Source organism: Pseudomonas sp. zfem005 (genome assembly GCF_032621735.1).
Taxonomy (GTDB): domain Bacteria; phylum Pseudomonadota; class Gammaproteobacteria; order Pseudomonadales; family Pseudomonadaceae; genus Metapseudomonas; species Metapseudomonas solani.
The window spans coordinates 502393-523534 of the sequence record NZ_JAVYJE010000001.1 but is presented as its reverse complement, the minus strand read 5'-3'; the positions used below and the strand labels follow the sequence as shown (position 1 = coordinate 523534).

Genomic DNA, 21142 nt, shown 5'->3' with positions numbered 1-21142 from the left:
TAACGGCGGAACCCGGCGTGGATCAAGTTTCCTCTTCGTCGTCCGGCAGCTCGGGCAGCGCCCTCAGGGCGGCTTCGTACCAGGCCAGGTCGAAGGGTTGGTCCTGCTCCAGCCGGCTGATGGCCCGTGCCAGCACCAGGGCCATGAGCTGGACGCTCTCCTCGCGCTCGTAGCCCACCAGGGTCAGCTTGTTGAGCGTCGCCTGGGCCGCCGCTGGATTACCGGCTTCCAGCTGGTTCTCGATGGCCTGGATCAGGGTTTCCTCGGCGAAGGCTTCTTCGCTGTCGTCATGCTCGCTCATGGGGGTTCCTCGTTGTGCAGGCCCGCAGTTTGCCACGGCGTGCCGCTGCATTCACTGCCTTGATCCAACTGGCGCCGGCCGGGTACCCGGGTCTATAACGACGGACGCCCACCCCGCACGGCCAGGAGGCCCCCGATGCTCAAGCTCCACGGTTTTTCCGTCAGCAACTACTACAACATGGTCAAGTTGGCGCTGCTGACCAAGGACATCCCCTTCGAAGAAGTGCTGGTCCACGGCAGCCAGGAGCCGGCCTTCCTCGCCATCAGCCCGCGCGGCAAGGTGCCGGTGCTGGAGACCGAGCAGGGTTTCATAAACGAGACCGGCGCCATCCTCGAATACCTGGAAGAACGCTTCCCCCAGCGCCCGCTGCTGCCGGCCGACCCCTACCAGCGTGGCGTGGTCCGTGCATTGGTGCGCGAGATCGAGCTGTACATCGAGCTGCCGGCGCGCAGCTGTTATCCACAGGCGTTCTTCGGCATGCCGCTGCCGGAGGCGATCCGCGAGAAGGGCAAGGCCGAGCTGCTGGCCGGCGTCGCCGCCCTGGCCCGCCACGGCCGCTTCGCGCCCTATGTGGCGGGGGATGCACTGACCATCGCCGACCTGTACTTCCTCTACAGCATCGACCTGGCCGGCGAGGTGGCGCAAAAGCTGTTCGACACCGACCTGCTGGCCGAGCTGCCGGGCGCCCGTGCGCTGCTGGCCAAGCTGGGCGCAGAACCCCACGTGCAGCGCATCGCCGCCGACAAGGCGCGGGAGATGCCGAGCTTCCTCGAGGCGGTCAAGGCCCGGGCACGGGGCTGAGGCTGCGTTTCAGCCGGGCAGTTGGTCCAGCCAGGCGTCGAGCTCCGCCCGGGAGCCGAATCTGATGAAGCGGATACCGGCGTTGGCCGGGTCCGTCCGCTCAGCGCCGAAGCGCTCGCGGTAGAGCGCATGGCGCGTCCAGGCCCAGAGGATGATCGAACGCTCCGGGTCCAGGCTCAGCAGGTTGCGCAGGCTCTCGCGGTTGCCGTTCCAGAGCGCCTTGCGCAGCAACAGGCGGCCCAGGGTGCGGGTGATGATCTGGCGCATCACGACCGGGCGCGGCAGGTCGAGCCAGATCACCGTGTCGGCGCGGGAAAGCGTCAGCGGGCGCACGGCCGAGTAGGCGCCTTCGACTATCCAGCGCGGCGCCTGCAGGGCCGTCTCGACCCGCTCGCGGAATTCGGCGCGGGGCAGAGGCTGCCAGCCGGGCTGGTGGAAGATGGCGTCGAGCTCGATGTGCGGGCAGCCCAGGCGCGCGGCCAGGCGGCGCGCCAGGTGCGTCTTGCCCGAGCCCGAGCAGCCGACGATGGAAATGCGCTGGCCTACCGGCGTCGGCCAGGTGTCGGGGGTGTGGTCCTGCATGGGCATCCCTGCCGGTCGCCGGGGCGACCTTGTATCAGCGTGCGGCGAGCAGTGCCTTGCCACGGGTGACGGCGGCGCGGACCTGGTTCGGCGCGGTACCGCCGATGTGGTCGCGGGCGTTGACCGAGCCTTCCAGGGTCAGCACGGCGAAAACGTCGTCGTCGATCTGGTCGCTGAATGTGCGCAGCTCGTCGAGGCTCATCTCGGCCAGGTCCTTGCCGGACTCGACGCCGTACTTCACCGCATGGCCGACGATCTCGTGGCAGTCGCGGAAGGGCAGGCCCTTGCGCACCAGGTAGTCGGCCAGGTCGGTGGCGGTGGAGAAGCCGCGGCGGGCCGCTTCGCGCATCACCGCATGGCGCGGCTTGATCGCCGGGATCATGTCGGCGAAGGCGCGCAGGGAATCGCGCAGGGTGTCGGCGGCGTCGAACAGCGGTTCCTTGTCTTCCTGGTTGTCCTTGTTATAGGCCAGCGGCTGGCCCTTCATCAGGGTCAGCAGGCCCATCAGCGCGCCGAACACGCGACCGGACTTGCCACGTACCAGCTCGGGCACGTCGGGGTTCTTCTTCTGCGGCATGATCGAGGAGCCGGTGCAGAAGCGGTCGGGCAGGTCGATGAACTGGAACTGGGCGCTGGTCCAGAGCACCAGCTCTTCGGAGAAGCGCGACAGGTGCATCATCGCCAGGGAGGCGGCGGCGCAGAATTCGATGGCGAAGTCGCGGTCGGACACGCCGTCCAGGGAGTTGCCGCCGACGGCGTCGAAGCCCAGCAGGCGGCAGGTGACTTCGCGCTGGATCGGGTAGGTGGTGCCGGCCAGGGCGGCGCTGCCCAAGGGCATGCGGTTGACGCGCTTGCGGCAGTCCACCAGGCGCTCGTGGTCGCGGCTGAGCATTTCGAACCAGGCCAGCAGGTGGTGGCCGAAGGTCACCGGTTGCGCGGTCTGCAGGTGGGTGAAGCCAGGCATGATGGTGTCCGCTTCGCGCTCGGCCTGCTCCAGCAGGCCCTGCTGCAGGCGGGTGATCTCGCCGAGGATGATGTCGATCTCGTCGCGCAACCAGAGGCGGATGTCGGTGGCCACCTGGTCGTTGCGCGAGCGGCCGGTGTGCAGCTTCTTGCCGGTGATGCCGATGCGGTCGGTCAGGCGTGCCTCGATGTTCATGTGCACGTCTTCCAGGTCGACGCGCCAGTCGAAGGTGCCGGCCTCGATCTCGGCCTGGATTTCCTTCAGGCCCTTCTCGATGGCGTCGCGCTCATCGCCGGTCAGCACCCCGGCTTCGGCCAGCATGGTGGCGTGGGCGATGGAGCCCATGATGTCGTGGCGATACAGGCGCTTGTCGAAGTCGACGGAGGCGGTGAAGCGGGCGACGAAGGCGTCGACGGGCTCGCTGAAGCGGCCACCCCAGGACTGGTTGGTCTTGTCGGTGCTCATGAGTGGGCTCGGTGTTGGCGGTGAAAGAAGGCCGATGGCCGAAAAATTACCGGCGATAATAACAGCGTTGCTCATAAAACCGGCGTGTCCCGTCCGACTGACCTGCCGGTCGGCGATTGTCGCCTGCTTCACAGTTTTTCATCGCCAACAGCATTTCAGTGCTTTATTTCGCCCGGCCGGAGCGCTCTGGCTTGCCGCCTGACGGGCGCTTACGGAAACTGGCCGGATGCCTCCAGACAATCGCAACAAGGCGCGCGCCGCCGCGTCCATCGATGATTTCTTCCTGCCGGAGCTGTGCCTGCCCGAGGCGCTGCTGGGCCTCGTGCTGCTCGCCGAGCTGCTGGTGATGGTGCTGGTGCTGGCCGAGCCCATGCTGCCGAATTTCGACTGGATACGCCTGGCGCTGACGTCGCTCTTCGTGCAATGGATCGTGCTGCTTTCCGCCGCGCTGCTGTGCCAGCTGCGCCCCTTGCTGGCCCGTATCCGCGCGGCGCTGGCCGGGATCATCTGCTGCCTGATCGTGGTCGGGCTGACCCTGTCCTGCACCGCCGTGGCCGACTACTACGACCTGGGCGGGCCGTTGCCGCGCGCCGGCGAGGTCAACCTTTACCTGCGTCATGGGCTGATCAGCCTGATCATGTCGGCGCTGCTGCTGCGCTACTTCTTCCTGCAGAGCCAGTGGCGCCGGCAGCAGCAGGCCGAGCTGCGGGCGCGCATCGAATCGCTGCAGGCGCGCATCCGCCCGCACTTCCTGTTCAACAGCCTCAACAGCATCGCCAGCCTGGTGGTCATCGACCCCTACAAGGCCGAGCAGGCGGTGCTCGACCTTTCCGACCTGTTCCGCGCCAGCCTGGCCAAGCCCGGCACCCTGGTCAGCTGGGCCGAGGAACTGGAGCTGTCGAAACGATATTTGTCGATCGAGCAATATCGTCTCGGAGAACGGCTACAGTTGGATTGGCAGGTTGATGATGTGCCCGATGATTTGCCGATTCCGCAACTGACCCTGCAACCCCTGTTGGAGAATGCCCTGATCTATGGCATTCAACCGCGTATAGAGGGTGGGCTGGTCAGGGTGGAAGCGGAGTACAGGGATGGTGTGTTCCTGCTCTGCGTGAGCAACCCCTTCGATGCGGGTGCGGAACCCCAGCCTTCACGCGGAACCCATCAGGCACTGACGAATATCGATGCTCGACTTACGGCACTTTTCGGCTCCAGAGCCAGTCTCAGCGTGGAGCGCCGTGACGGTCGCCACTTCACCTGTCTACGCTATCCTTGTGCGAGACTCACGCAGGAAGCCCGAGCAATATGAATGTCCTGATCGTCGATGACGAACCCCTTGCCCGAGAGCGTCTCAGCCGCCTGGTCTGCGACCTCGACGGATACCGAGTTCTGGAGCCCGCCGCCACCAACGGCGAAGAGGCTCTGACCCTGATCGACAGCCTGAAACCGGATGTCGTGTTGCTCGACATCCGCATGCCAGGGCTCGATGGCCTGCAGGTGGCCGCGCGGCTCTGTGAAAAGGAGGCACCGCCTGCGGTGATCTTCTGCACCGCCCATGACGAATTCGCCCTGGATGCCTTCCAGGTCAGCGCCGTGGGTTACCTGGTCAAGCCGGTGCGGCCGGAGTCCCTGGCCGAAGCCCTGAAGAAGGCCGAGCGCCCGAACCGGGTGCAACTGGCGGCGCTGACCCGTCCCGCTGCCGAAAGCGGCACCGGGCCCCGCTCCCACATCAGCGCGCGGACCCGCAAGGGCATCGAGCTGATCCCCTTGGACCAGGTGATCTACTTCATCGCCGACCACAAGTACGTGACCCTGCGTCACGAGCACGGCGAGGTGTTGCTGGATGAACCCCTGAAGGCGCTGGAAGACGAGTTCGGCGACCGCTTCGTGCGCATCCACCGCAACGCCCTGGTCGCTCGCGAGCGCATCGAGCGTCTTCAGCGCACCCCGCTGGGGCACTTCCAGCTGTTCCTCAAGGGCCTCAACGGCGATGCCCTGACGGTGAGCCGCCGCCATGTCGCCGGCGTGCGCAAGCTGATGCACAACCTCTAGGACGGATAGCCGCAGGCGCCGGGTTTTCCACCCGCGCGCCGGCGGCTGTCTTGCCTGTTATCATTCCGGGCAGTCCTGCTTCCGGAAGTCATCATCCATGTCCCGCGAGATTCGCATCGCCACCCGCAAGAGTGCCCTGGCCCTGTGGCAGGCCGAGTTCGTCAAAGCCAGCCTGGAGAAGGCCCATCCCGGGCTCAAGGTCAGCCTGGTGCCCATGGTCAGCCGCGGCGACAAGCTGCTCGACGCGCCCCTGGCGAAAATCGGCGGCAAGGGCCTGTTCGTCAAGGAACTGGAAACCGCCCTGCTGGAGGACGAGGCCGATATCGCCGTGCACTCCATGAAGGACGTGCCCATGGACTTCCCCGATGGCCTTGGCCTGTTCTGCATCTGCGAGCGCGAAGACCCGCGCGACGCCTTCGTCTCCAACACCTTCGACAGCCTTGACGCGCTGCCCGCCGGTGCCGTGGTCGGCACCTCCAGCCTGCGTCGCCAGGCCCAGCTGCTGGCGCGTCGCCCGGACCTGAAGATCCAGTTCCTGCGGGGCAACGTGAACACCCGCCTGGCCAAGCTCGATGCCGGCGAATACGACGCCATTATCCTCGCCGCCGCCGGCCTGATCCGCCTCGGCTTCCAGGACCGCATCCGCTCCTCCATCAGCGTCGACGACAGCCTGCCGGCCGGTGGCCAGGGTGCCGTGGGCATCGAGTGCCGCACCGCCGACACCGAAATCCACGCCCTGCTGGCACCCCTGCACCACCGCGAGACCGCCCTGCGCGTCACCGCCGAGCGCGCCCTGAACAAGCGCCTCAACGGCGGCTGCCAGGTGCCCATCGCCTGCTACGCGATCCTCGAGGACGACCAGCTCTGGCTGCGCGGCCTGGTCGGCCAGCCCGACGGCGGCACCCTGCTGCGTGCCGAGTCCCGTGCGCTGGCCACCGACGCCGAAAGCCTCGGCGTGCGCGTCGCCGAGGACCTGCTCGGCCAGGGCGCCGAAGCCATCCTCCAGGCTGTCTATGGTGAGGCCGGTCATCCGTGACCGGCTGGCGCCTGCTGCTGACGCGCCCCGCCGACGACAGCGCGGCATTGGGCGAGACCCTCGCCCAGTGCGGCGTGCACAGCGCCAGCCTGCCGCTGCTGGACATCCAGCCGCTGGCTGAAACCCCCGAACACCGCACCACCCTCCTCGGCCTCGACCGCTACGCTGCGGTCATCGTGGTCAGCAAGCCCGCTGCCCGCCTCGGCCTGGAACGTCTCGCCCAGCATTGGCCGCAGCCGCCTGCCGCCGTGCGCTGGTTCAGCGTCGGCGCCGCCACTGGCGAGCTGCTGGCCGCTGCCGGCCTCGATACCCACTGGCCGGAAGGCGGCGATGACAGCGAGGCCCTGCTGGCGCTGCCGGCCTTCGCCGAGGCGCTGGCCTCGCCGCGCAAGCGCGTGCTGATCATGCGTGGCGAGGGTGGCCGAGAATTCCTCGCCGAGCGTTTGCGCGGCCAAGGCGTTGCAGTGGACTATCTGGAACTCTACCGCCGCCGCCTGCCCGACTACCCGCCGCGCAGCCTGCAGCGGCTGATTCAAGCGGAACGCCTGAACGGGCTGGTGGTCAGCAGTGGGCAGGGTTTCGAGCACCTGAACACATTGGCCGGGGATGATTGGCCTGCCCTGGCCCGTCTACCCTTGTTCGTACCGAGCCCGCGCGTGGCCGAACTGGCCCGCGATGCGGGCGCGCAAGTCGTTGTGGACTGCCGGGGCGCCAGCGCCTCGGCTTTGCTGGCGGCGCTGGAAAATCATCCGGCCCCGGCCCCCTGATGCAAAGGATGGATACGTGAGCGAAGCAGAACTGGCGAAAACCGAGCAGCAACCCCCGGCTTCCGAGCCCGTCATTCCTCCCACCGCCAAACCGGTTTCCCGGGGTGGTGGCCTGGCCATCCTGGCGTTGCTGGTCGGCGCCGCCGGTGTTGCCGTCGCCGGCTGGAGCCTGTGGCAGATCCGCAGCCTCGAAGCCCGTGACCAGCAGCAGCTGAGCCTGGTCGAGGACGCCCGTGGCCAGGCCCAGTCGCTGCAGCAGCGCGAGAAGAAGCTCACCGAGCGCCTCGACCAGCTGCCCAGTGCCGAAGAGCTGGATGAGCGCCGCCGCCTGCTGGGCAACCTGCAGGGCGACCAGCAGCGCCTCAGCCAGCGCCTGGAAACCGTGCTCGGTGCCAGCCGCAAGGACTGGCGCCTGGCCGAGGCCGAACACCTCTTGCGCCTGGCCAGCCTGCGCCTCTCCGCGCTGCAGGACATCACCAGCGCCAAGGCCCTGGTGGAAGCGGCCGATGACATCCTCCGCGACCAGGACGACCCCGCCGCCTTCGCCGCCCGCGAGCAACTCTCGCGCAGCCTCGAAGCGCTGCGCACCACGCCGCAGCCGGACCGCACCGGGCTGTTCCTGCAACTCGGCGCGCTGCGTGAGCAGGCGGCTCAGCTCAACCCCCTGGCCCCGGCCTTCGAAGACAAGGGCGGCGTGCTGCGCAACATGGCCGCCGAAGGCGATGGCGGCAGCTGGTGGGCCGAGTGGCTGGAGAAGCTCTCCCACTATTTCCGCATCCAGTTCGACGCCGACCAGAACATCAAGCCGCTGCTCGCCGGCCAGGGCCTGTCCCAGGTACGCCTGGCCCTGTCCCTCGCCCTCGAACAGGCCCAGTGGGCTGCCCTGCATGGCCAGACCCAGGTCTATCGCCAGTCGCTGAAGCAGGCCCGCGAGGTGCTGGATTCGCAGTTCAACGCCGAGAACCCGGAAAGCCGCGCGCTGCTGGCGCGCATCGATGAACTCGCCACCCAGCCGGTGGAAGTGAAGACACCCGACCTCGGCGCCTCCCTCGAAGCGCTCCAGGCCTATCTGCAACGCAGCCAGCGTCTCGCCGAGCCCAAGGCCGCCGCCGAGCCCGAAGTCGATGCCGCCCAGGACCCCGAAGCCGCACCGCCGGTGGAGGGCCAGGGCCAATGAGACGCACCCTCCTGATCCTGTTGCTCCTGGCCGCCGCCGGCACCCTGATCGGCATGGCCGTCGTCCAACACCAGGGCTATGTCCTGTTCGCCTACAAGGGCTTCCGCTACGAATCCAGCCTCTGGGCCTTCCTCGCCTTGGTGGCCGTGGTCTGGCTGCTGCTGTGGCTTGTACGCGCGCTGCTGACCCTGGTGTTCGTCTCCGGCGGCGTGGTCAACCCCTGGTCCCGGCGTAACGCCCGGCGCCGTGTGCGCCTGGCGTCCGAACAGGGCCTGCTGGACTTGGCCGAGGGCCGCTGGGCCCGCGCGCTGCGCCACCTGCGCCGCGCCGCCGAGGCCGATCCGCAACCCTTGATGTACTACCTCGGCGCCGCCCGGGCGGCCAACCGCATCGGCCAGTACGAGGAGAGCGACCAGATGCTCGAACGCGCCCTGGAGCGTCAGCCCCAGGCCGAGCTGGCCATCGCCCTGGCCCACGCCGAGCTGCAGCAGGAGCGCGGTGAAACCGACGCCGCGCTGGAAACGCTCAAGGTCATGCACGAGCGTCACCCGCGCCATCACCAGGTATTGCGCCAGCTGTTGCAGCTGCATCGCCAGCGTGGCGATTCGGCGGCCCTGGTGGGCCTGCTGCCGGAGTTGCGCAAGAACAAGGCGCTGCCGGAGTCCGAACTCAACCAGCTGGAACTGAGCGTGTGGAGCGACCGCCTGGTGCACGCAGGGCAGGCCGGCCTCAACGAGGGCGAGACCGCGCTCAACCCGTTGATCCAGGCCTGGCAGCATCTCTCCGCTGCACAGCGTGCCGAGCCACGCCTGGTGCTGGCCTTCGCCAATCAGCTGCGCCAGCTGGGCGCCGAGCCCGAGGCCGAAGAGGCGGTACGCATCGCCCTCAAGCGGGGCTATGACGAATCCCTGGTGCGCTTCTACGGGCGCCTGCGTGGTGCCGATCCGGCCCGCCAGCTGCAGACCGCCGAAGCCTTCCTCAAGGATCATCCGACCGACCCGGCGCTGTTCCTCACCCTGGGCCGTTTGTGCCTGCAGAACAGCCTGTGGGGCAAGGCACGGGAGTATTTCGACACCGGCCTGAGCTTCTCCCGCGCACCGGAACTCTGCGCCGAGCAGGCCCGCCTGCTGGCACAGATGGGCGAGATGGAACGCAGCAACCAGCTGTTCCAAGAAGGCCTGGTGCAGCACCTGCCGGCGCTGCCCCTGCCTGGCGAACGCGTCGCCTGATGCCGCGCCGCCGTCCTGGCGGCGCGTTTCTCAAGAGCCCTGGTAGCTGATGCGGTAGATGGCTCCGGCCTGGTCGTCACTGACCAGCAACGAGCCATCCGGCGCTACCAGCACATCCGCCGGGCGCCCCCATACCTCGCCATTCTCCAGCCAGCCCTCGGCGAACACGCTCTGGCGCTTGAGGCTGCCGTCCTCGTTCAGCTCCACACGCTTGATGCGGTAGCCGATCTTCTCGCTGCGGTTCCACGAGCCGTGCTCGGCGATGAACAGGTTGTCGCGGTACTCGGCCGGGAACTGGCTGCCGGTGTAGAAGCGCAGCCCCAGGGGCGCCACATGGGGGCCGAGCTTGGCCACCGGGGCGACAAATTCCTTGCACGGGCGCTTGCCGAACTCCGGGTCGGCGACGCTGCCGGCATGGCAGTACGGGAAGCCGAAATGCGGGTTGGGCGTGGTGATGCGGTTGAGCTCGCAGTCCGGGGTGTCGTCGCCCAGCAGGTCGCGGCCGTTGTCGCTGAACCACAGCTCGCCGGTCTTCGGGTGCCAGTCGAAACCCACGGTGTTGCGGATGCCCCGGGCCACCAGCTCCAGGCCGCTGCCATCGGGGTTCATGCGGTGCAGCGCGGCGTAGGTGTCGGGGTCGCGCTCGCAGACGTTGCAGGGCGCGCCCACCGGCACGTAGAGCTTGCCGTCGGGGCCGAAGGCGATGAATTTCCAGCCGTGGTGGGTTTCGGCGGGGAAGGCCGGGCCCACCTGCTCGGGCTGGGGCGGTGCGTCCAGCTGCGACTCGATGTCGCGCAGGCGCAGGATGCGGCTGATCGCCGACACGTACAGGTCGCCCTCGTGGAAGGCCACGCCGACCGGCATCTTCAGCCCGCTGGCCAGGGTGCGGACCTTGCCGCTGCGGGTGTCCAGGGCATACACCTTGCCGGCGGCATTGCTGCCCACGAACAACGTGCCCTCGGTGCCCCAGGTCATTTCCCGGGCGCTGGGCACCTGGTCGCTGAGCACCTCGATGCGGAAGCCCGGGGGCAGGCGGATCTTCTCCAGGGGCGCCTGGGCAAGGGCGATGAGGGGCAGGAACAATAGCAGTGCCAGTAACCGACGCATGGCAGTCTTCTCCGGATGGGTACCCGCAGCAGACTAGCCGGTCGTCTTGAAAGGCCAAGGGGCTTCCTCTACCGTAGCGGCCTCTCATCACTCCTCGGAGCCGCCATGACCCTGGCCAGCCCGCGTTCCCTGTTCTTCGCCGCCTTCCTCGCCTGTGTCGCCGTCATGGGCGGTGCGCTCTACCTGGAGCATGCGATGGGCCTGGAGCCCTGCCCGCTGTGCATCGTGCAGCGGATCTTCATCATCCTCTTCGGCGTGGTCTGCCTGATCGCTGCGCTGCACGCCCCTCAGGCCCGTGGCCGTCGCGTCTACTCCGGGCTGGCGCTGCTGTTCGCCGCCGGTGGTGCCGCGACCGCCGGCCGCCAGGTGTGGTTGCAGGGCGTGCCCGCCGACCAGCTCCCGGCCTGCCTGCCGAGCCTGGAATACATGATGGATGCGCTGCCCTTCCAGGAAATCATCAAGCTGATGCTGCACGGCACCGCCGATTGCGCAGAAGTCACCTGGACCCTCTTCGGCATGAGCATTCCCGAGTGGAGCTTGCTGGCCTTCGCCGGCTGCATCCTCTTCTCGCTCTACCAGATGCTGCGCCGCAGCTGACCGCCTCCCGCGCCGCGCCCGGCTCCTGTCCGGGCGCGCGTCCTTGCCGCACCTCCCCGCCTCTGATGCAGAAGCCACGCCGGCTGCGGCGTGACGATTAAACGCTCGTATGAAATTTTCCCGACCAGGTGCCTTGCTGGCAAACAGTCACGGGCATAATCTGGCCCGCACGTGACGCCGGAAAGCTGCCGTTTCCGCGTCGCCTTCCCCGTTTTTGCACCGATCGACAAAAAACCGTCTCGGAGCAGACGAACAAGGCATTACCGAAAGGGAAGCGAGGACATCATGCTCGAGAGTTGCCAGAACGCTCAGGAACGTTGGGGTGGGGTGCACCAGTTGATCGATCGCTGGTTACTGGAGCGCCAGGAACTGGTCCGGGTCTTCACCAGTGTCAACGACAGGCCACAAGCGCCTGCGGTGGAAGACCTGCAAGGATTCTGCGAAGTACTGGTCGACTACGTGTCGGCGGGCCACTTCGAGGTCTACGAACAGCTGCTCAACGAGGCCAAGGCCTTCGGTGATCAGCGTGGCCTGGATCTGGCCAAGCAGATCTACCCCCGCATCGAGGCCATCACCGAGGTCGCGCTGGGCTTCAACGATTGCTGCGATGGCAGCGACAGCCGCGAAGTCTGCCTGGCCACCGAACTCAAACGACTCGGCCCATTGCTGCACGAGCGCTTCGAACTGGAGGACTGCCTCATCGAAGTGCTGCACAACGCCCACCAGAACCAGGGCGCGCAGCTCGCGTGAGTCAGCGGACCTCGAGCAATTCGAGGTCGAACACCAAGGGGGCGTAGGGCGGAATCAGATCCCCTGCGCCTTCTTCGCCATAGGCCTGGGATGATGGAATCACCAGGTGCCACTTGGCCCCCACCGGCATCTCCTGCAAGGCGCTTCGCCAACCGGCTATCACGCTGTCGAGGCGGAACCATTGGGGCTTGTCGCTCGCATCGAAAACGCTGCCGTCTGCCAGCTGCCCACGGTAGTTGACCCGCACCTGCGAATGCGCACCCGGTTTCGCACCGCTGCCGGCGCGCAGCTCGGTCACCAGCACGCCGTCGGTCAGTTCGCGCACACCGTATTTGCCACGCTCCAGGGCGATGAAGCGCTTCTCTGCGGCGATGGCTTTCTGCGCGGATTGGCCGCTCTGTTCCATGCTCGCTTCATGGGCATCGAGCAGGTGCTCCATGCGCTGTGCATCCAGCTCCAGCTTCTCTCCGCGATAGGCCTGGGTAAGGCCCCGCAGCAATGATTCCAGCTGCAGTTGCGGTGCTTCTTCACGCAGCCGCTCGCCCAGTTTTACGCCCATGCTGTAGGCGAGATCCTTCTCTTCATCGGCGGCTTGGGCGGTGAGCGCAAGCAGGCACAGACACAGTGAAACGACAGCGCGCATCGGACATTCTCCCAGGGTGAAATGCCGGCGAGTATGCCAGCCATGCAGTTTGGAATAACGGGGAACTAGCGACGGCTCAAACAGGCGACTAGTATGGGCGCAACCACGTCCGCCCGGAGGCGCACCATGTCGGCCAAGAAGAAGCCCGTAAGCACCCCGCTGCACCTGTTACAGCAACTTTCCCACAGCCTGATCGAACACCTCGAAAACGCTTGCAGCCAAGCGTTGGTCGATGCCGAAAAACTGCTCACCAAACTGGAGAAGCAGCGCGGCAAGGCCCAGGAAAAACTCCACGGTGCACGGACCAAACTGCAGGACGCTGCCAAGGCCGGCAAAGCGAAAGCGCAGAACAAATCCAAGGAAGCAATCGCCGAGCTGGAAGGCTTGCTCGATGCGCTGAAGGCACGTCAGGCCGAAACCCGTGCCTACATCGCCGACCTCAAGCGTGACGCCCAGGAAAGCCTCAAGCTGGCCCAGGGCGTTGGCAAGGTGAAGGAAGCGGCCGCCAAGGCGCTGGTCACCCGTGAAGCCAAGGCCAAGGCCGCTGCTGCCAAACCGGTTGCCAAGCCTGCCGCCAAGCCGGCTGCCAAGGCCGCTCCGAAAGCTGCCGCCAAACCCGCTGCCAAGCCTGCTGCGAAAGCACCGGCCAAGGCTGCTGCCAGCAAGCCCGCCGCTGCCGCCAAACCGGCTGCCAAGCCCGCCGCCAAACCTGCTGCAAAGGCTCCGGCCAAAGCCGCCGCCAAGCCCGCCGCTAAACCGGCTGCTGCCAAGGCCGCTCCGAAGGCTGCTGCCAAACCGGCTGCCAAGCCTGCCGCGAAAGCGCCGGCCAAAGCTGCTGCCAGCAAGCCTGCCGCTGCCGCCAAGCCGGCTGCTAAACCGGCCGCCAAGCCCGCTGCCAAACCCGCGGCCAAGGCTCCGGTGAAAGCCGCTGCAAAACCCGCAGCCGCCAAGCCCGCCGCCGCCGCTAAACCCGCTGCTGCCAAGCCTGCCGCCAAGCCCGTCGCGGCCAAACCGGCTGCTGCGAAGCCAGCTGCCAAACCCGCTGCCAAGCCGGCACCCAAGGCCGCTGCCAAGCCTGCTGCGAAAGCGCCGGTCAAGGCCGCTGCCAAGCCCGCCGCTCCGGTGAGCGCTCCGGCTGCCAAGCCTGCTGCACCGGCTCCGGCCGCCGCGCCTGCTGCTCCGGCGCCGTCGGCCGCCAATGGCGCGGCCGCACCGACCACGCCGTCGGCTTAAGCCTCGATAGCCGCGGCGCGCAGCGATTGCAGCGCGTCGCGGTCATCCCTCGCCGTTCCCGCGAGCACGTCCAGCCAGCTCCAATCCTGCCCATTGGCTTCCGGCCAGGGTGCAGCGATCTCTTCCAGACGCGCCAGCAGGCGTCGCTCTGCGTCCAGCTCCAAGCGCTTTACGCCGTCGCGCAGCTCGCACAATCCCGCATCCGTCCCCGCTGCTTCACGCCATGCCTGCCTGAGCCTGCGCAAGGGTTCCACCACATCCCGTTGCCAGGGGCCGGCGATGCCTTGCAGCTGTTCCGCGCAAACGGGGTCGTAGTGGACGCCGCGCCTTCCAAGCCAGGCTGCAGCCAGTAACAGGCACACGTCGGCACCCTGTTCCTGCAGGCGCAGGCAGGCGTTTTCGACGCCTGGGCGGGCGTAGAGGTCGAGGGAGAAACTCCATAGATCGGGGGGCATGGCGCATACCGGGCGGTGGGGGAATGAAGCTGATAAACTCCGCCGCCATTATGATCCGACTCCAGAACCTCACACTACAGCGTGGTCCTCAGCGCCTGCTCGAAGGCGCCGAACTGACCCTGCACACCGGCCAGAAGGTCGGCCTCATCGGCGCCAACGGTGCCGGTAAATCCAGCCTCTTCGCCCTGCTGCGCGGCGAGCTCGGCCCTGACGCGGGCGACTGCTTCGTGCCGGCCGACTGGCGCATCGCGCACATGCGCCAGGAGGTGGACACCCTCGACCGCCTGGCGGTGGACTACGTCCTCGATGGCGACCTGCACCTGCGTCGCGTGCAGACCGAGCTGGCCGTGGCCGAGGCGGGCCACGACGGCACCGCCATCGCCCGCCTGCACATCGAACTGGACAGCGCCGACGGCTACACGGCCGATGCCCGCGCGCGCAAGCTGCTGGCCGGCCTCGGCTTCACCAGCGAGCAGATGGACCGCCGCGTCGGCGACTTCTCCGGCGGCTGGCGGATGCGCCTCAACCTGGCCCAGGCGCTGATGTGCCCGTCCGAACTGCTGCTGCTCGACGAGCCCACCAACCACCTCGACCTCGACGCCATCCTCTGGCTCGAAGAGTGGCTCAAGGGCTACCCGGGCACCCTGCTGCTGATTTCCCACGACCGCGACTTCCTCGATGCGGTGGTGGATAACGTCGCCCACCTCGAGCAACAGAAGCTGACCCTTTACCGGGGCGGTTACTCGGCCTTCGAGCGCACCCGTGCCGAGCGCCTGGCGCAGCAGCAACAGGCCTACGAGAAACAGCAGGCCCAGCGTGCGCACATGGAGAAGTACATCGCCCGCTTCAAGGCCCAGGCCACCAAGGCCCGCCAGGCCCAGAGCCGGATCAAGGCCCTGGAGCGCCTGGAAGAGCTGGCGCCCGCCCACGTGGATTCGCCCTTCGACTTCGTCTTCCGCGAAGCCGACAAGATCTCCAGCCCGCTGCTGGATGTCGCCGAAGGCCAGCTCGGCTATGGCGACAAGGTGGTGCTGCAGCAGGTCAAGCTGCAGCTCGTTCCCGGTGCGCGCATCGGCCTGCTCGGTCCCAACGGCGCGGGCAAGTCGACCCTGATCAAGACCCTTTCCGGTGAGCTGGCGCCTGTCGCCGGGCGCCTGTCCCGGGGCGAGAACCTCGCCATCGGCTACTTCGCCCAGCATCAGCTGGACTCCCTCGATCCCAAGGCCAGCCCGCTGCTGCACCTGCAGCGCCTGGCCCCGACCGAGCGCGAGCAGACCCTGCGCGACTTCCTCGGCGGCTTCGACTTCCGTGGCGACCGCTGCGACGAGCCGGTGCTGAATTTCTCCGGTGGCGAGAAGGCGCGCCTGGCCCTGGCGCTGATCGCCTGGCAGAAGCCCAACCTGCTGTTGCTCGACGAACCCACCAACCACCTGGACCTGGAAATGCGCCTGGCGCTGACCATGGCCCTGCAGGACTTCGCCGGTGCGGTGCTGGTGGTTTCCCACGATCGTCATTTGCTCAAGAGCACCACCGACGAATTCCTCCTGGTGGCGGACGGGCGCATCCAGCCCTTCGATGGCGATCTCGACGACTACGCCCGCTGGCTGGTGGACTACCGCGCCCGTCAGGCGCCGGTGAGCAACCCGGCCGGTGGCAGCGGTGCCGGCACCGACAAGCGTGCCCAGCGCCAGGCCGCTGCGGCGCTGCGCCAGCAACTGGCGCCGCACAAGCGCGAAGCCGAGAAGCTGGAGAAGGAACTGGGCACCCTGCACGAGAAGCTCGCTGCCGTGGAAACCCGCCTGGGCGACGCCGGTGTCTACGAGGCCTCGCGCAAGGACGAGCTGCGCGACCTGCTCGCCGAGCAGGCGAAACTCAAGACCCGTGAGGCCGAGCTGGAAGAGAAATGGCTGGAGGCCCTCGAGCTTCTGGAAAACCTGCAGAGCCAGCTGGAGGCCAGTGACTGATGGAAGACCTGGTCCTGTTGACGGCCTGGAGCGAGCCGCTGATCCGTGCGGCGCAGGTGCTCCTGGTGCTGTTCCTCGCCTGGCTCGCGCAACGCGTTCTCACCCGGGGCATCACCCGCCTCGGCGCACGTTATCCACAGCTGCCCCAGGAGCTCCTGCTGCCCCTGCGCGGCCTGCTGCGCTGGCTGATCCTCGGCAGCGCCTTCATGTTGGTGCTGGAGCGCCTCGGCGTTTCCGCCGAAGTCCTGTGGGCGGCGCTGACCGGCTTCACCGCCGTCGCCGCAGTGGCGTTCTTCGCCATCTGGAGCGTGTTGTCCAACATGTTCTGCGCGGTGCTGATCTTCTCCCTCGGGCCGTTCCGCATGGGTGACGTGGTGGAGGTGGTGGAGAGCGCCGACAAGCCCGGTGTGAAGGGCCGCGTGGTGGCCATCAACCTCTTCTACACCACCCTGCAGGACCTCAGCGAGAACGCCGACGGCGCGCTGGTGCAGGTGCCCAACAGCCTGTTCTTCCAGAAGGCGGTACGCCGCTGGCGCTGAGGCGCCGGCCGGGGCTGTGCAGCGCTAAGCGCAGCGGGTAGTCTGCTCGCCCCCCTTCCGTATTTCCGAGGACCACGCCATGGCCATGCACACCTGGCTCGCATTCCTGGTCGCCTGCTGGGTGATCAGCCTTTCCCCTGGCGCCGGCGCCATCGCCTCCATGTCCTCGGGGCTGCAGTACGGCTTCCTGCGCGGCTACTGGAACGCCATCGGCCTGCAACTGGGCCTGGCCCTGCAGATCGCCATCGTCGCCGCCGGCGTCGGTGCCATCCTCGCCACCTCGGCCCTGGCCTTCAGCGCGATCAAGTGGTTCGGCGTCGTCTACCTCGTGTACCTGGCCGTGCGCCAATGGCGTGCGCTGCCCAGCGACCTGGCCGCCGATTCCGCCGAGCGCCCCCTGGGCCGGCCGCTGACCATGGTGCTGCGCGGCTTCCTGGTGAACGTCAGCAACCCCAAGGCGATCGTCTTCATGCTCGCCGTGCTGCCGCAGTTCATCGACCCGCACGCGCCGCTGGTGCAGCAGTACCTGGTGATGGGCGCGACCATGATCACCGTCGACCTGATCGTCATGGCCGGCTACACCGGGCTCGCCGCCAAGGTCCTGCGGGTGCTGCGCTCGCCGCGCCAGCAGCGTTCCATGAACCGGGGCTTCGCCGTGCTCTTCGTCGGCGCCGCCGCCCTGCTGGCCACGGTGCGCCGCGTCCCGGCGTGACCCAGTCGATGGCCTGAACGTGACCCGGCGCCGCGACAGCGCGGTGCCTGGGCAATAGGCTGCCGGTCTTCCCACAAGGAGCATCGGCATGCCGCCATCCAACAGCCGGGACGGGGTCTACGGCGACTCGCCGGACCTCGCCATCGCACCCCTGCGTCACCCTCCGCTGGAGCAGGCCTTGAGCGCCGCCTGCAGCGAGCTCGATATCCACGAAGCCTTTCTCGCCGCCCTGCGCGACCCCGCGCTCGGCCCGCAGCCGCGCTTGCTGCTGGGCGTTTCCGGCACCGATCTCGCCGGTCGCCGCCGCCTCGCTGCGCTGGTCGCCGAACTGCTGCCCGACGACCTCGAACTCGATCTCATCGAACTGGACGACGACAGCCTGTCCCGCGCCTTGCGCGAGCGCTGCGAGGCGTTCTACCAGCGCTGAGCCCAGGTTGCGGCAAAAGAAAAGCGGCCCGCAGGCCGCTTGGTTCAATGCAGTATCTTCGCCGGCTCATCCGGTGGCAGCGCGCCGTAGCGGCCGTTGTCGGTGACCGCTGCCGGGCCGACGCCGAGCTGTTCCTGCAGCTGTCGCGCGACGTCTTCGCCGAGGGCCTTCGACACCTCGCGCACCACGCGCCCGCGGTTTGGGGTGACGCGCCTGTCGTTGCCCTTCACCAGCTTCACGTCCTGGGCTTCGCCCATGGCGGTGAACGCCGCCTTCACCTCGTGGGTGCGGGTGTCGATGAGGCTGAAGTCGGCCACCAGGGTCAGGCCCAGCACCGTGGAGTAGCTGTCGGTGTTGTCGATGGCGTTGACGTCCTGGCGGAAGTCGGCGTCCGAGACCGAGCCGAACAATACATAGTCCGCGCCCTGGAACTGGCCCTGGGCGATGCGCCCGATCACGTCGTGCAGGCCTTCGTTGTCGCTGGCGAAGGGGCGGCCCTGGATCAACTGGAAGGTGCCGGACTTGAGGATCTCGCCCTTGATGTCGCCGGTGAATTTGCGCAGCTCGCCGCGTTCGATGTAGCTGTAGGTACCTTCTTCTTCCGAGTAGCTGCTGGAGGCGCTGCCGGAGAAGCCGCTCACCTGCGAGGCGCTCTGGGCGTTCACCGTGTGGATGTACTCGCGGACGCGTTCCTCGTAGGCGAGGTCGGTCACCGCCACCTTGGGGGCCGCCTGGCTGGCGAATGCCAGGCTGGCGACGAACAGGCCGATCAATGCGCGCATATCAACGCTCCGTGGTCTTGCGGATTTCTTTCTCGTCCATCCACTCGGCCAGGCCGCTTTCGACGTCGACCAGTTGCAGGCTGAATTTGTAGAAGACGTCCTTGTAGTCACTGCTGCGCTTGACGATTGAGCTGATGGAGCCCTCCAGGCGGTACTTGGCGGCGATCATGTTGCCGGTCTTGGCCACGGTGGAGTTCTTGTACAGCCCGCTCTGGTTCTGCAGCTTCAGCTGGTCGACCTGGCTCTGCATGTCGGTGTTGTCGCTGGCGAAGCGGGCGGTGCCGGTCTTCATCAGCTGGGTCTTGATCGAGGTGGTGATCTCGCGGGTATCGATGTACTCGCTGGTCTTGTTCTTCACGTCGTAGACCTGGACCACCGGGCGACCCTGGAGCACGCCGGACTGGGCCAGGGAGCGGGTCATGGATTCGGCGATCATCTGCAGGTCGGTGGAGCCGAACTCGTTGGTGATCAGTTCGACGGCCTTGCTGTCGCCGTAGCTGATGTTGCCGCCACCGAGCACCGGCGACGGGTTGTTGGAGCAGCCGGCGGCGGCCAGGGCCAGGGCGGCGATGCAAGTGGTGCGGACAAGGCGCATGGGAATACTCGCTTTCTCGTGATCAGTCGGGGGTGTTCATTTCCAGGCGGAAGTCGGTCGCCTTGGGCACCGGCGCGATGGCCGGCAGGTAGGTGGTCTGGGTACCGTAGATGGGCAGGGCCTTCCAGCTTTCCTCGTCGGCGACGGGGAAACCGTCACTGTCCAGCCAGGCGAAGCGGTAGTAGAGGGTGCGGTTATGGCTGGAGGTGTTGGTCAGCTTCACCTTGACGGTGAGGAAGCCGTTATCGCGGGCGACCCGCATGGTGTCCACTTCGATGTCTTCCACATCGCCCATGGGCGCCACCTTGCTGGAGGCGGTTTCGCGGCTGGAGCAGCCGGCGAGCAGGGCCAGGGCGAGCCCGGCGACGAGCAGCTTGCGCATGTGTGTTCCTCAGGGAGTCTGGTTGCTGGCCAGGGTACGTGGGCCAGGTAGGGTCGGGGTGACGGCGCCCTGGGCGTAGACCTGGCCGGCCACCATCCGCAGCGGGACCACCTGGTGGGGCCGATCGATCTTCAGGGTGAATTCGCGCACGCCATAGGCGGTGGGCAGGGCCAGGCGGTGTTCGCCCATGGCCAGGCGCACCCGCGCGACGCTGATGCTGCCGGGCAGGGTGCGCCAGGTGCGTTCGTCGGCCCCTTCGCTGGCCACCGACATGATGCCCACGGCCAGGCTGGCCAGGGGGTTGCCGTTGTCGTTGAGCTGCTTCTGCAGGGCGCCCCGGGTCACCGCGCGGATGGTGGTGCGGAGGATGATGCCGGGCATGTCGTCGCGCAGGGCGCGGTGCGACATGGCACGCAGGCTGCTGAGTTCGGTGAGGGCGGCGGGCGCGCCATCCACCTCGATGAAGCCCGGTGTCAGGGTGCTGGTGTCGTCGCGCAGCAGCGGGAAGGACAGGGTGCTGATGATCATCCCGGAGTCCAGGGGCACCGGCAGCGGGATGCGCAGCGAGTCGCGGGCCGGCGCCAGGCCGCTCTGCAGCACCAGCAGCACGTCGCTGCCGGCGTCTGCGGCGGGCGTGGCGTCCAGGTCCAGCAGGGCCTGTTCCAGCAGCGGGGTGCCGGGGCGCAGTTCGGCGGCCTGGCGGTAGCCGGGAGCGGCCAGGCCCTTCTCGCCCAGGGCCTCGTAGACGAAGCCGGCGAGGTAGTGGCTGAAGGCGCTCTGGTAGCTGTTCTTCAGGTTGACCACCTCGGGGGCGTCGAGGGAGGCCACCGGGTAGCCGCGCAGGTCTTCGAAGCGGGTGCTGATGCCTTGGCGCTCGGCTTCCTCTTCGCTGTCGAGGTACTGCTGGTCGCGCAGTTCGGCGATCAGCGCTTCGCGTTCGTGGGTCTTGCGGATCTCGGTGCGCGCGGCGTCGAAGTCGTTCAGCGCCAGGTCGTTGAGGGCCATCTGAGTGGTGAGCATCACCTTCTCGTAGTCGTAGCCCTGGTAGCGGCGGACCCGGTCGTTGGCGAGGTAGGCGCCGGCTTCGGCCAGGTAGCGGCCGGGGTCGGCCTTCATCGCCTCTTCCCACTGGAAGATGATGCCGTCGGCTTGGCGCCAGGCTTTCTGGCTGGCCGCCAGGTCACCCTTCGAGCGCAGCAGTTCGCCCTTCTCGAACCAGTAGAGAAGGTCCTTGTCGGCGCTGTCGTTGTTGGCTTCCAGCACGCCCAGTGCGGCATCGACTTCGCCGCGGGCGAGGTGCTGGCTGGTCTCGGTGAGTTCGTGTTCGTAGCTGCGGAAAACCGAGCAGCCGGCAAGCTGCAGGGCGAAGCAGACCGCCAGAGCGGTAACGGCGCGGGATGCCATGTGTTCCTCGTCGAATCCTTGATACTGCCAGCCGTTTCCGGCTGATCCAGGCGTGCACTGGCATGTAGCGGCGTCCTGCCAATCCCCCCGTGGGGCCTCCCTCGGGACCCGAAGGTGCGGGAAGGGCAGGCGATTATAGGGGAATATCGGCGAAAATAGATGGCGCAATGAGATCATT

At 67.4% G+C, this 21142-nt stretch carries 24 protein-coding genes; 14 read left to right on the top strand and 10 right to left on the bottom strand.

Annotated elements, in window-relative coordinates; genetic code table 11:
* Positions 1-22 precede the first annotated feature (22 nt).
* Positions 23-301, bottom strand: a complete 279-nt coding sequence (locus RTW82_RS02400; protein ID WP_271659601.1) for a hypothetical protein — start codon at positions 299-301, stop codon at positions 23-25.
* A gap of 135 nt (positions 302-436) precedes the next feature.
* On the opposite strand from RTW82_RS02400, the gene RTW82_RS02395 reads away from it, so the two are divergent.
* Complete coding sequence (locus RTW82_RS02395; RefSeq protein WP_316924142.1) at positions 437-1102, top strand: glutathione S-transferase; 666 nt, start codon at positions 437-439, stop codon at positions 1100-1102.
* 9 nt (positions 1103-1111) lie between these two features.
* Here RTW82_RS02395 and RTW82_RS02390 read toward each other — a convergent pair whose 3' ends face one another.
* Positions 1112-1684 carry an AAA family ATPase gene (locus RTW82_RS02390; protein WP_316924141.1) on the bottom strand — a complete coding sequence of 191 codons (573 nt, stop codon included), beginning with the start codon at positions 1682-1684 and terminating at the stop codon, positions 1112-1114.
* 34 nt (positions 1685-1718) lie between these two features.
* The gene (argH, locus tag RTW82_RS02385; RefSeq protein ID WP_021218974.1) at positions 1719-3113 is read right to left on the bottom strand and encodes an argininosuccinate lyase; all 1395 of its coding nucleotides are present in this window, start codon (positions 3111-3113) and stop codon (positions 1719-1721) included.
* Positions 3114-3339: 226 nt separating this feature from the next.
* Between argH and RTW82_RS02380 the strand changes: the two genes are divergently transcribed.
* The 6 genes from RTW82_RS02380 to RTW82_RS02355 all read left to right on the top strand — a co-directional run bounded on the left by RTW82_RS02380 (position 3340) and on the right by RTW82_RS02355 (position 9374).
* Positions 3340-4422 carry a sensor histidine kinase gene (locus tag RTW82_RS02380; RefSeq protein WP_184488280.1) on the top strand — a complete coding sequence of 361 codons (1083 nt, stop codon included), beginning with the start codon at positions 3340-3342 and terminating at the stop codon, positions 4420-4422.
* Positions 4419-5165 (top strand): LytR/AlgR family response regulator transcription factor, encoded by a 747-nt coding sequence (locus tag RTW82_RS02375; RefSeq protein ID WP_021218976.1) that lies wholly within the window; start codon positions 4419-4421, stop codon positions 5163-5165. Before RTW82_RS02380 ends, RTW82_RS02375 begins: the two co-directional genes overlap by 4 nt.
* A 97-nt stretch (positions 5166-5262) precedes the next feature.
* Entirely contained in the window at positions 5263-6201 is a 939-nt protein-coding gene (gene hemC / locus RTW82_RS02370; RefSeq protein ID WP_316924140.1) for a hydroxymethylbilane synthase, read from the top strand.
* Positions 6198-6968 carry a uroporphyrinogen-III synthase gene (locus RTW82_RS02365; protein ID WP_316924139.1) on the top strand — a complete coding sequence of 257 codons (771 nt, stop codon included), beginning with the start codon at positions 6198-6200 and terminating at the stop codon, positions 6966-6968. The genes hemC and RTW82_RS02365 overlap by 4 nt, the downstream gene beginning before the upstream one ends.
* Before the next feature lie 16 nt (positions 6969-6984).
* Positions 6985-8145 (top strand): uroporphyrinogen-III C-methyltransferase, encoded by a 1161-nt coding sequence (locus RTW82_RS02360; RefSeq protein ID WP_316924138.1) that lies wholly within the window; start codon positions 6985-6987, stop codon positions 8143-8145.
* On the top strand, positions 8142-9374 hold the full coding sequence (locus tag RTW82_RS02355; RefSeq protein ID WP_316924137.1) for a heme biosynthesis HemY N-terminal domain-containing protein: 1233 nt from the start codon (positions 8142-8144) through the stop codon (positions 9372-9374). The genes RTW82_RS02360 and RTW82_RS02355 overlap by 4 nt, the downstream gene beginning before the upstream one ends.
* A gap of 30 nt (positions 9375-9404) precedes the next feature.
* On the opposite strand, the gene RTW82_RS02350 is transcribed toward RTW82_RS02355, so the two are convergent.
* Positions 9405-10481 (bottom strand): PQQ-dependent sugar dehydrogenase, encoded by a 1077-nt coding sequence (locus RTW82_RS02350; RefSeq protein ID WP_316924136.1) that lies wholly within the window; start codon positions 10479-10481, stop codon positions 9405-9407.
* 105 nt (positions 10482-10586) lie between these two features.
* Between RTW82_RS02350 and RTW82_RS02345 the strand changes: the two genes are divergently transcribed.
* Both RTW82_RS02345 and RTW82_RS02340 read left to right on the top strand, forming a co-directional pair.
* Positions 10587-11078, top strand: a complete 492-nt coding sequence (locus RTW82_RS02345) for a disulfide bond formation protein B (RefSeq protein ID WP_021218982.1) — start codon at positions 10587-10589, stop codon at positions 11076-11078.
* A gap of 285 nt (positions 11079-11363) precedes the next feature.
* Positions 11364-11828, top strand: coding sequence for an Rsd/AlgQ family anti-sigma factor (locus RTW82_RS02340; RefSeq protein WP_031287543.1), 465 nt, complete (start codon positions 11364-11366; stop codon positions 11826-11828).
* 1 nt (position 11829) lies between these two features.
* On the opposite strand, the gene RTW82_RS02335 is transcribed toward RTW82_RS02340, so the two are convergent.
* The gene (locus RTW82_RS02335; protein WP_316924135.1) at positions 11830-12471 is read right to left on the bottom strand and encodes an FKBP-type peptidyl-prolyl cis-trans isomerase; all 642 of its coding nucleotides are present in this window, start codon (positions 12469-12471) and stop codon (positions 11830-11832) included.
* 126 nt (positions 12472-12597) lie between these two features.
* On the opposite strand from RTW82_RS02335, the gene RTW82_RS02330 reads away from it, so the two are divergent.
* Positions 12598-13704 (top strand): AlgP family protein, encoded by a 1107-nt coding sequence (locus RTW82_RS02330; protein WP_316924134.1) that lies wholly within the window; start codon positions 12598-12600, stop codon positions 13702-13704.
* On the opposite strand, the gene RTW82_RS02325 is transcribed toward RTW82_RS02330, so the two are convergent.
* On the bottom strand, positions 13701-14159 hold the full coding sequence (locus RTW82_RS02325; protein ID WP_316924133.1) for a TIGR02444 family protein: 459 nt from the start codon (positions 14157-14159) through the stop codon (positions 13701-13703). The two genes, RTW82_RS02330 and RTW82_RS02325, sit on opposite strands and share 4 nt — an antisense overlap.
* 50 nt (positions 14160-14209) lie before the next feature.
* On the opposite strand from RTW82_RS02325, the gene RTW82_RS02320 reads away from it, so the two are divergent.
* The 4 genes from RTW82_RS02320 to RTW82_RS02305 all read left to right on the top strand — a co-directional run bounded on the left by RTW82_RS02320 (position 14210) and on the right by RTW82_RS02305 (position 17801).
* Positions 14210-16123 carry an ATP-binding cassette domain-containing protein gene (locus RTW82_RS02320; RefSeq protein ID WP_316924341.1) on the top strand — a complete coding sequence of 638 codons (1914 nt, stop codon included), beginning with the start codon at positions 14210-14212 and terminating at the stop codon, positions 16121-16123.
* On the top strand, positions 16123-16662 hold the full coding sequence (locus RTW82_RS02315) for a mechanosensitive ion channel family protein (protein WP_184488287.1): 540 nt from the start codon (positions 16123-16125) through the stop codon (positions 16660-16662). Before RTW82_RS02320 ends, RTW82_RS02315 begins: the two co-directional genes overlap by 1 nt.
* Positions 16663-16741: 79 nt before the next feature.
* Positions 16742-17374 (top strand): homoserine/homoserine lactone efflux protein, encoded by a 633-nt coding sequence (gene rhtB, locus RTW82_RS02310; RefSeq protein ID WP_043244249.1) that lies wholly within the window; start codon positions 16742-16744, stop codon positions 17372-17374.
* An 88-nt stretch (positions 17375-17462) separates the two neighbouring features.
* The gene (locus tag RTW82_RS02305) at positions 17463-17801 is read left to right on the top strand and encodes an enhanced serine sensitivity protein SseB C-terminal domain-containing protein (protein WP_021218184.1); all 339 of its coding nucleotides are present in this window, start codon (positions 17463-17465) and stop codon (positions 17799-17801) included.
* 44 nt (positions 17802-17845) lie between these two features.
* Here the strand turns inward: RTW82_RS02305 and RTW82_RS02300 are convergent, their stop codons facing one another.
* From RTW82_RS02300 to RTW82_RS02285, 4 genes are read right to left on the bottom strand one after another with little or no spacing between them, the layout of a single operon-like run.
* Positions 17846-18583, bottom strand: a complete 738-nt coding sequence (locus tag RTW82_RS02300; RefSeq protein ID WP_021218185.1) for a hypothetical protein — start codon at positions 18581-18583, stop codon at positions 17846-17848.
* A gap of 1 nt (position 18584) precedes the next feature.
* Positions 18585-19178 (bottom strand): penicillin-binding protein activator LpoB, encoded by a 594-nt coding sequence (lpoB, locus tag RTW82_RS02295; RefSeq protein WP_021218186.1) that lies wholly within the window; start codon positions 19176-19178, stop codon positions 18585-18587.
* A 22-nt stretch (positions 19179-19200) separates the two neighbouring features.
* Positions 19201-19560, bottom strand: coding sequence for a YcfL family protein (locus RTW82_RS02290; protein ID WP_316924132.1), 360 nt, complete (start codon positions 19558-19560; stop codon positions 19201-19203).
* A 9-nt stretch (positions 19561-19569) separates the two neighbouring features.
* Complete coding sequence (locus RTW82_RS02285; protein WP_316924131.1) at positions 19570-20964, bottom strand: hypothetical protein; 1395 nt, start codon at positions 20962-20964, stop codon at positions 19570-19572.
* Positions 20965-21142 lie beyond the last annotated feature (178 nt).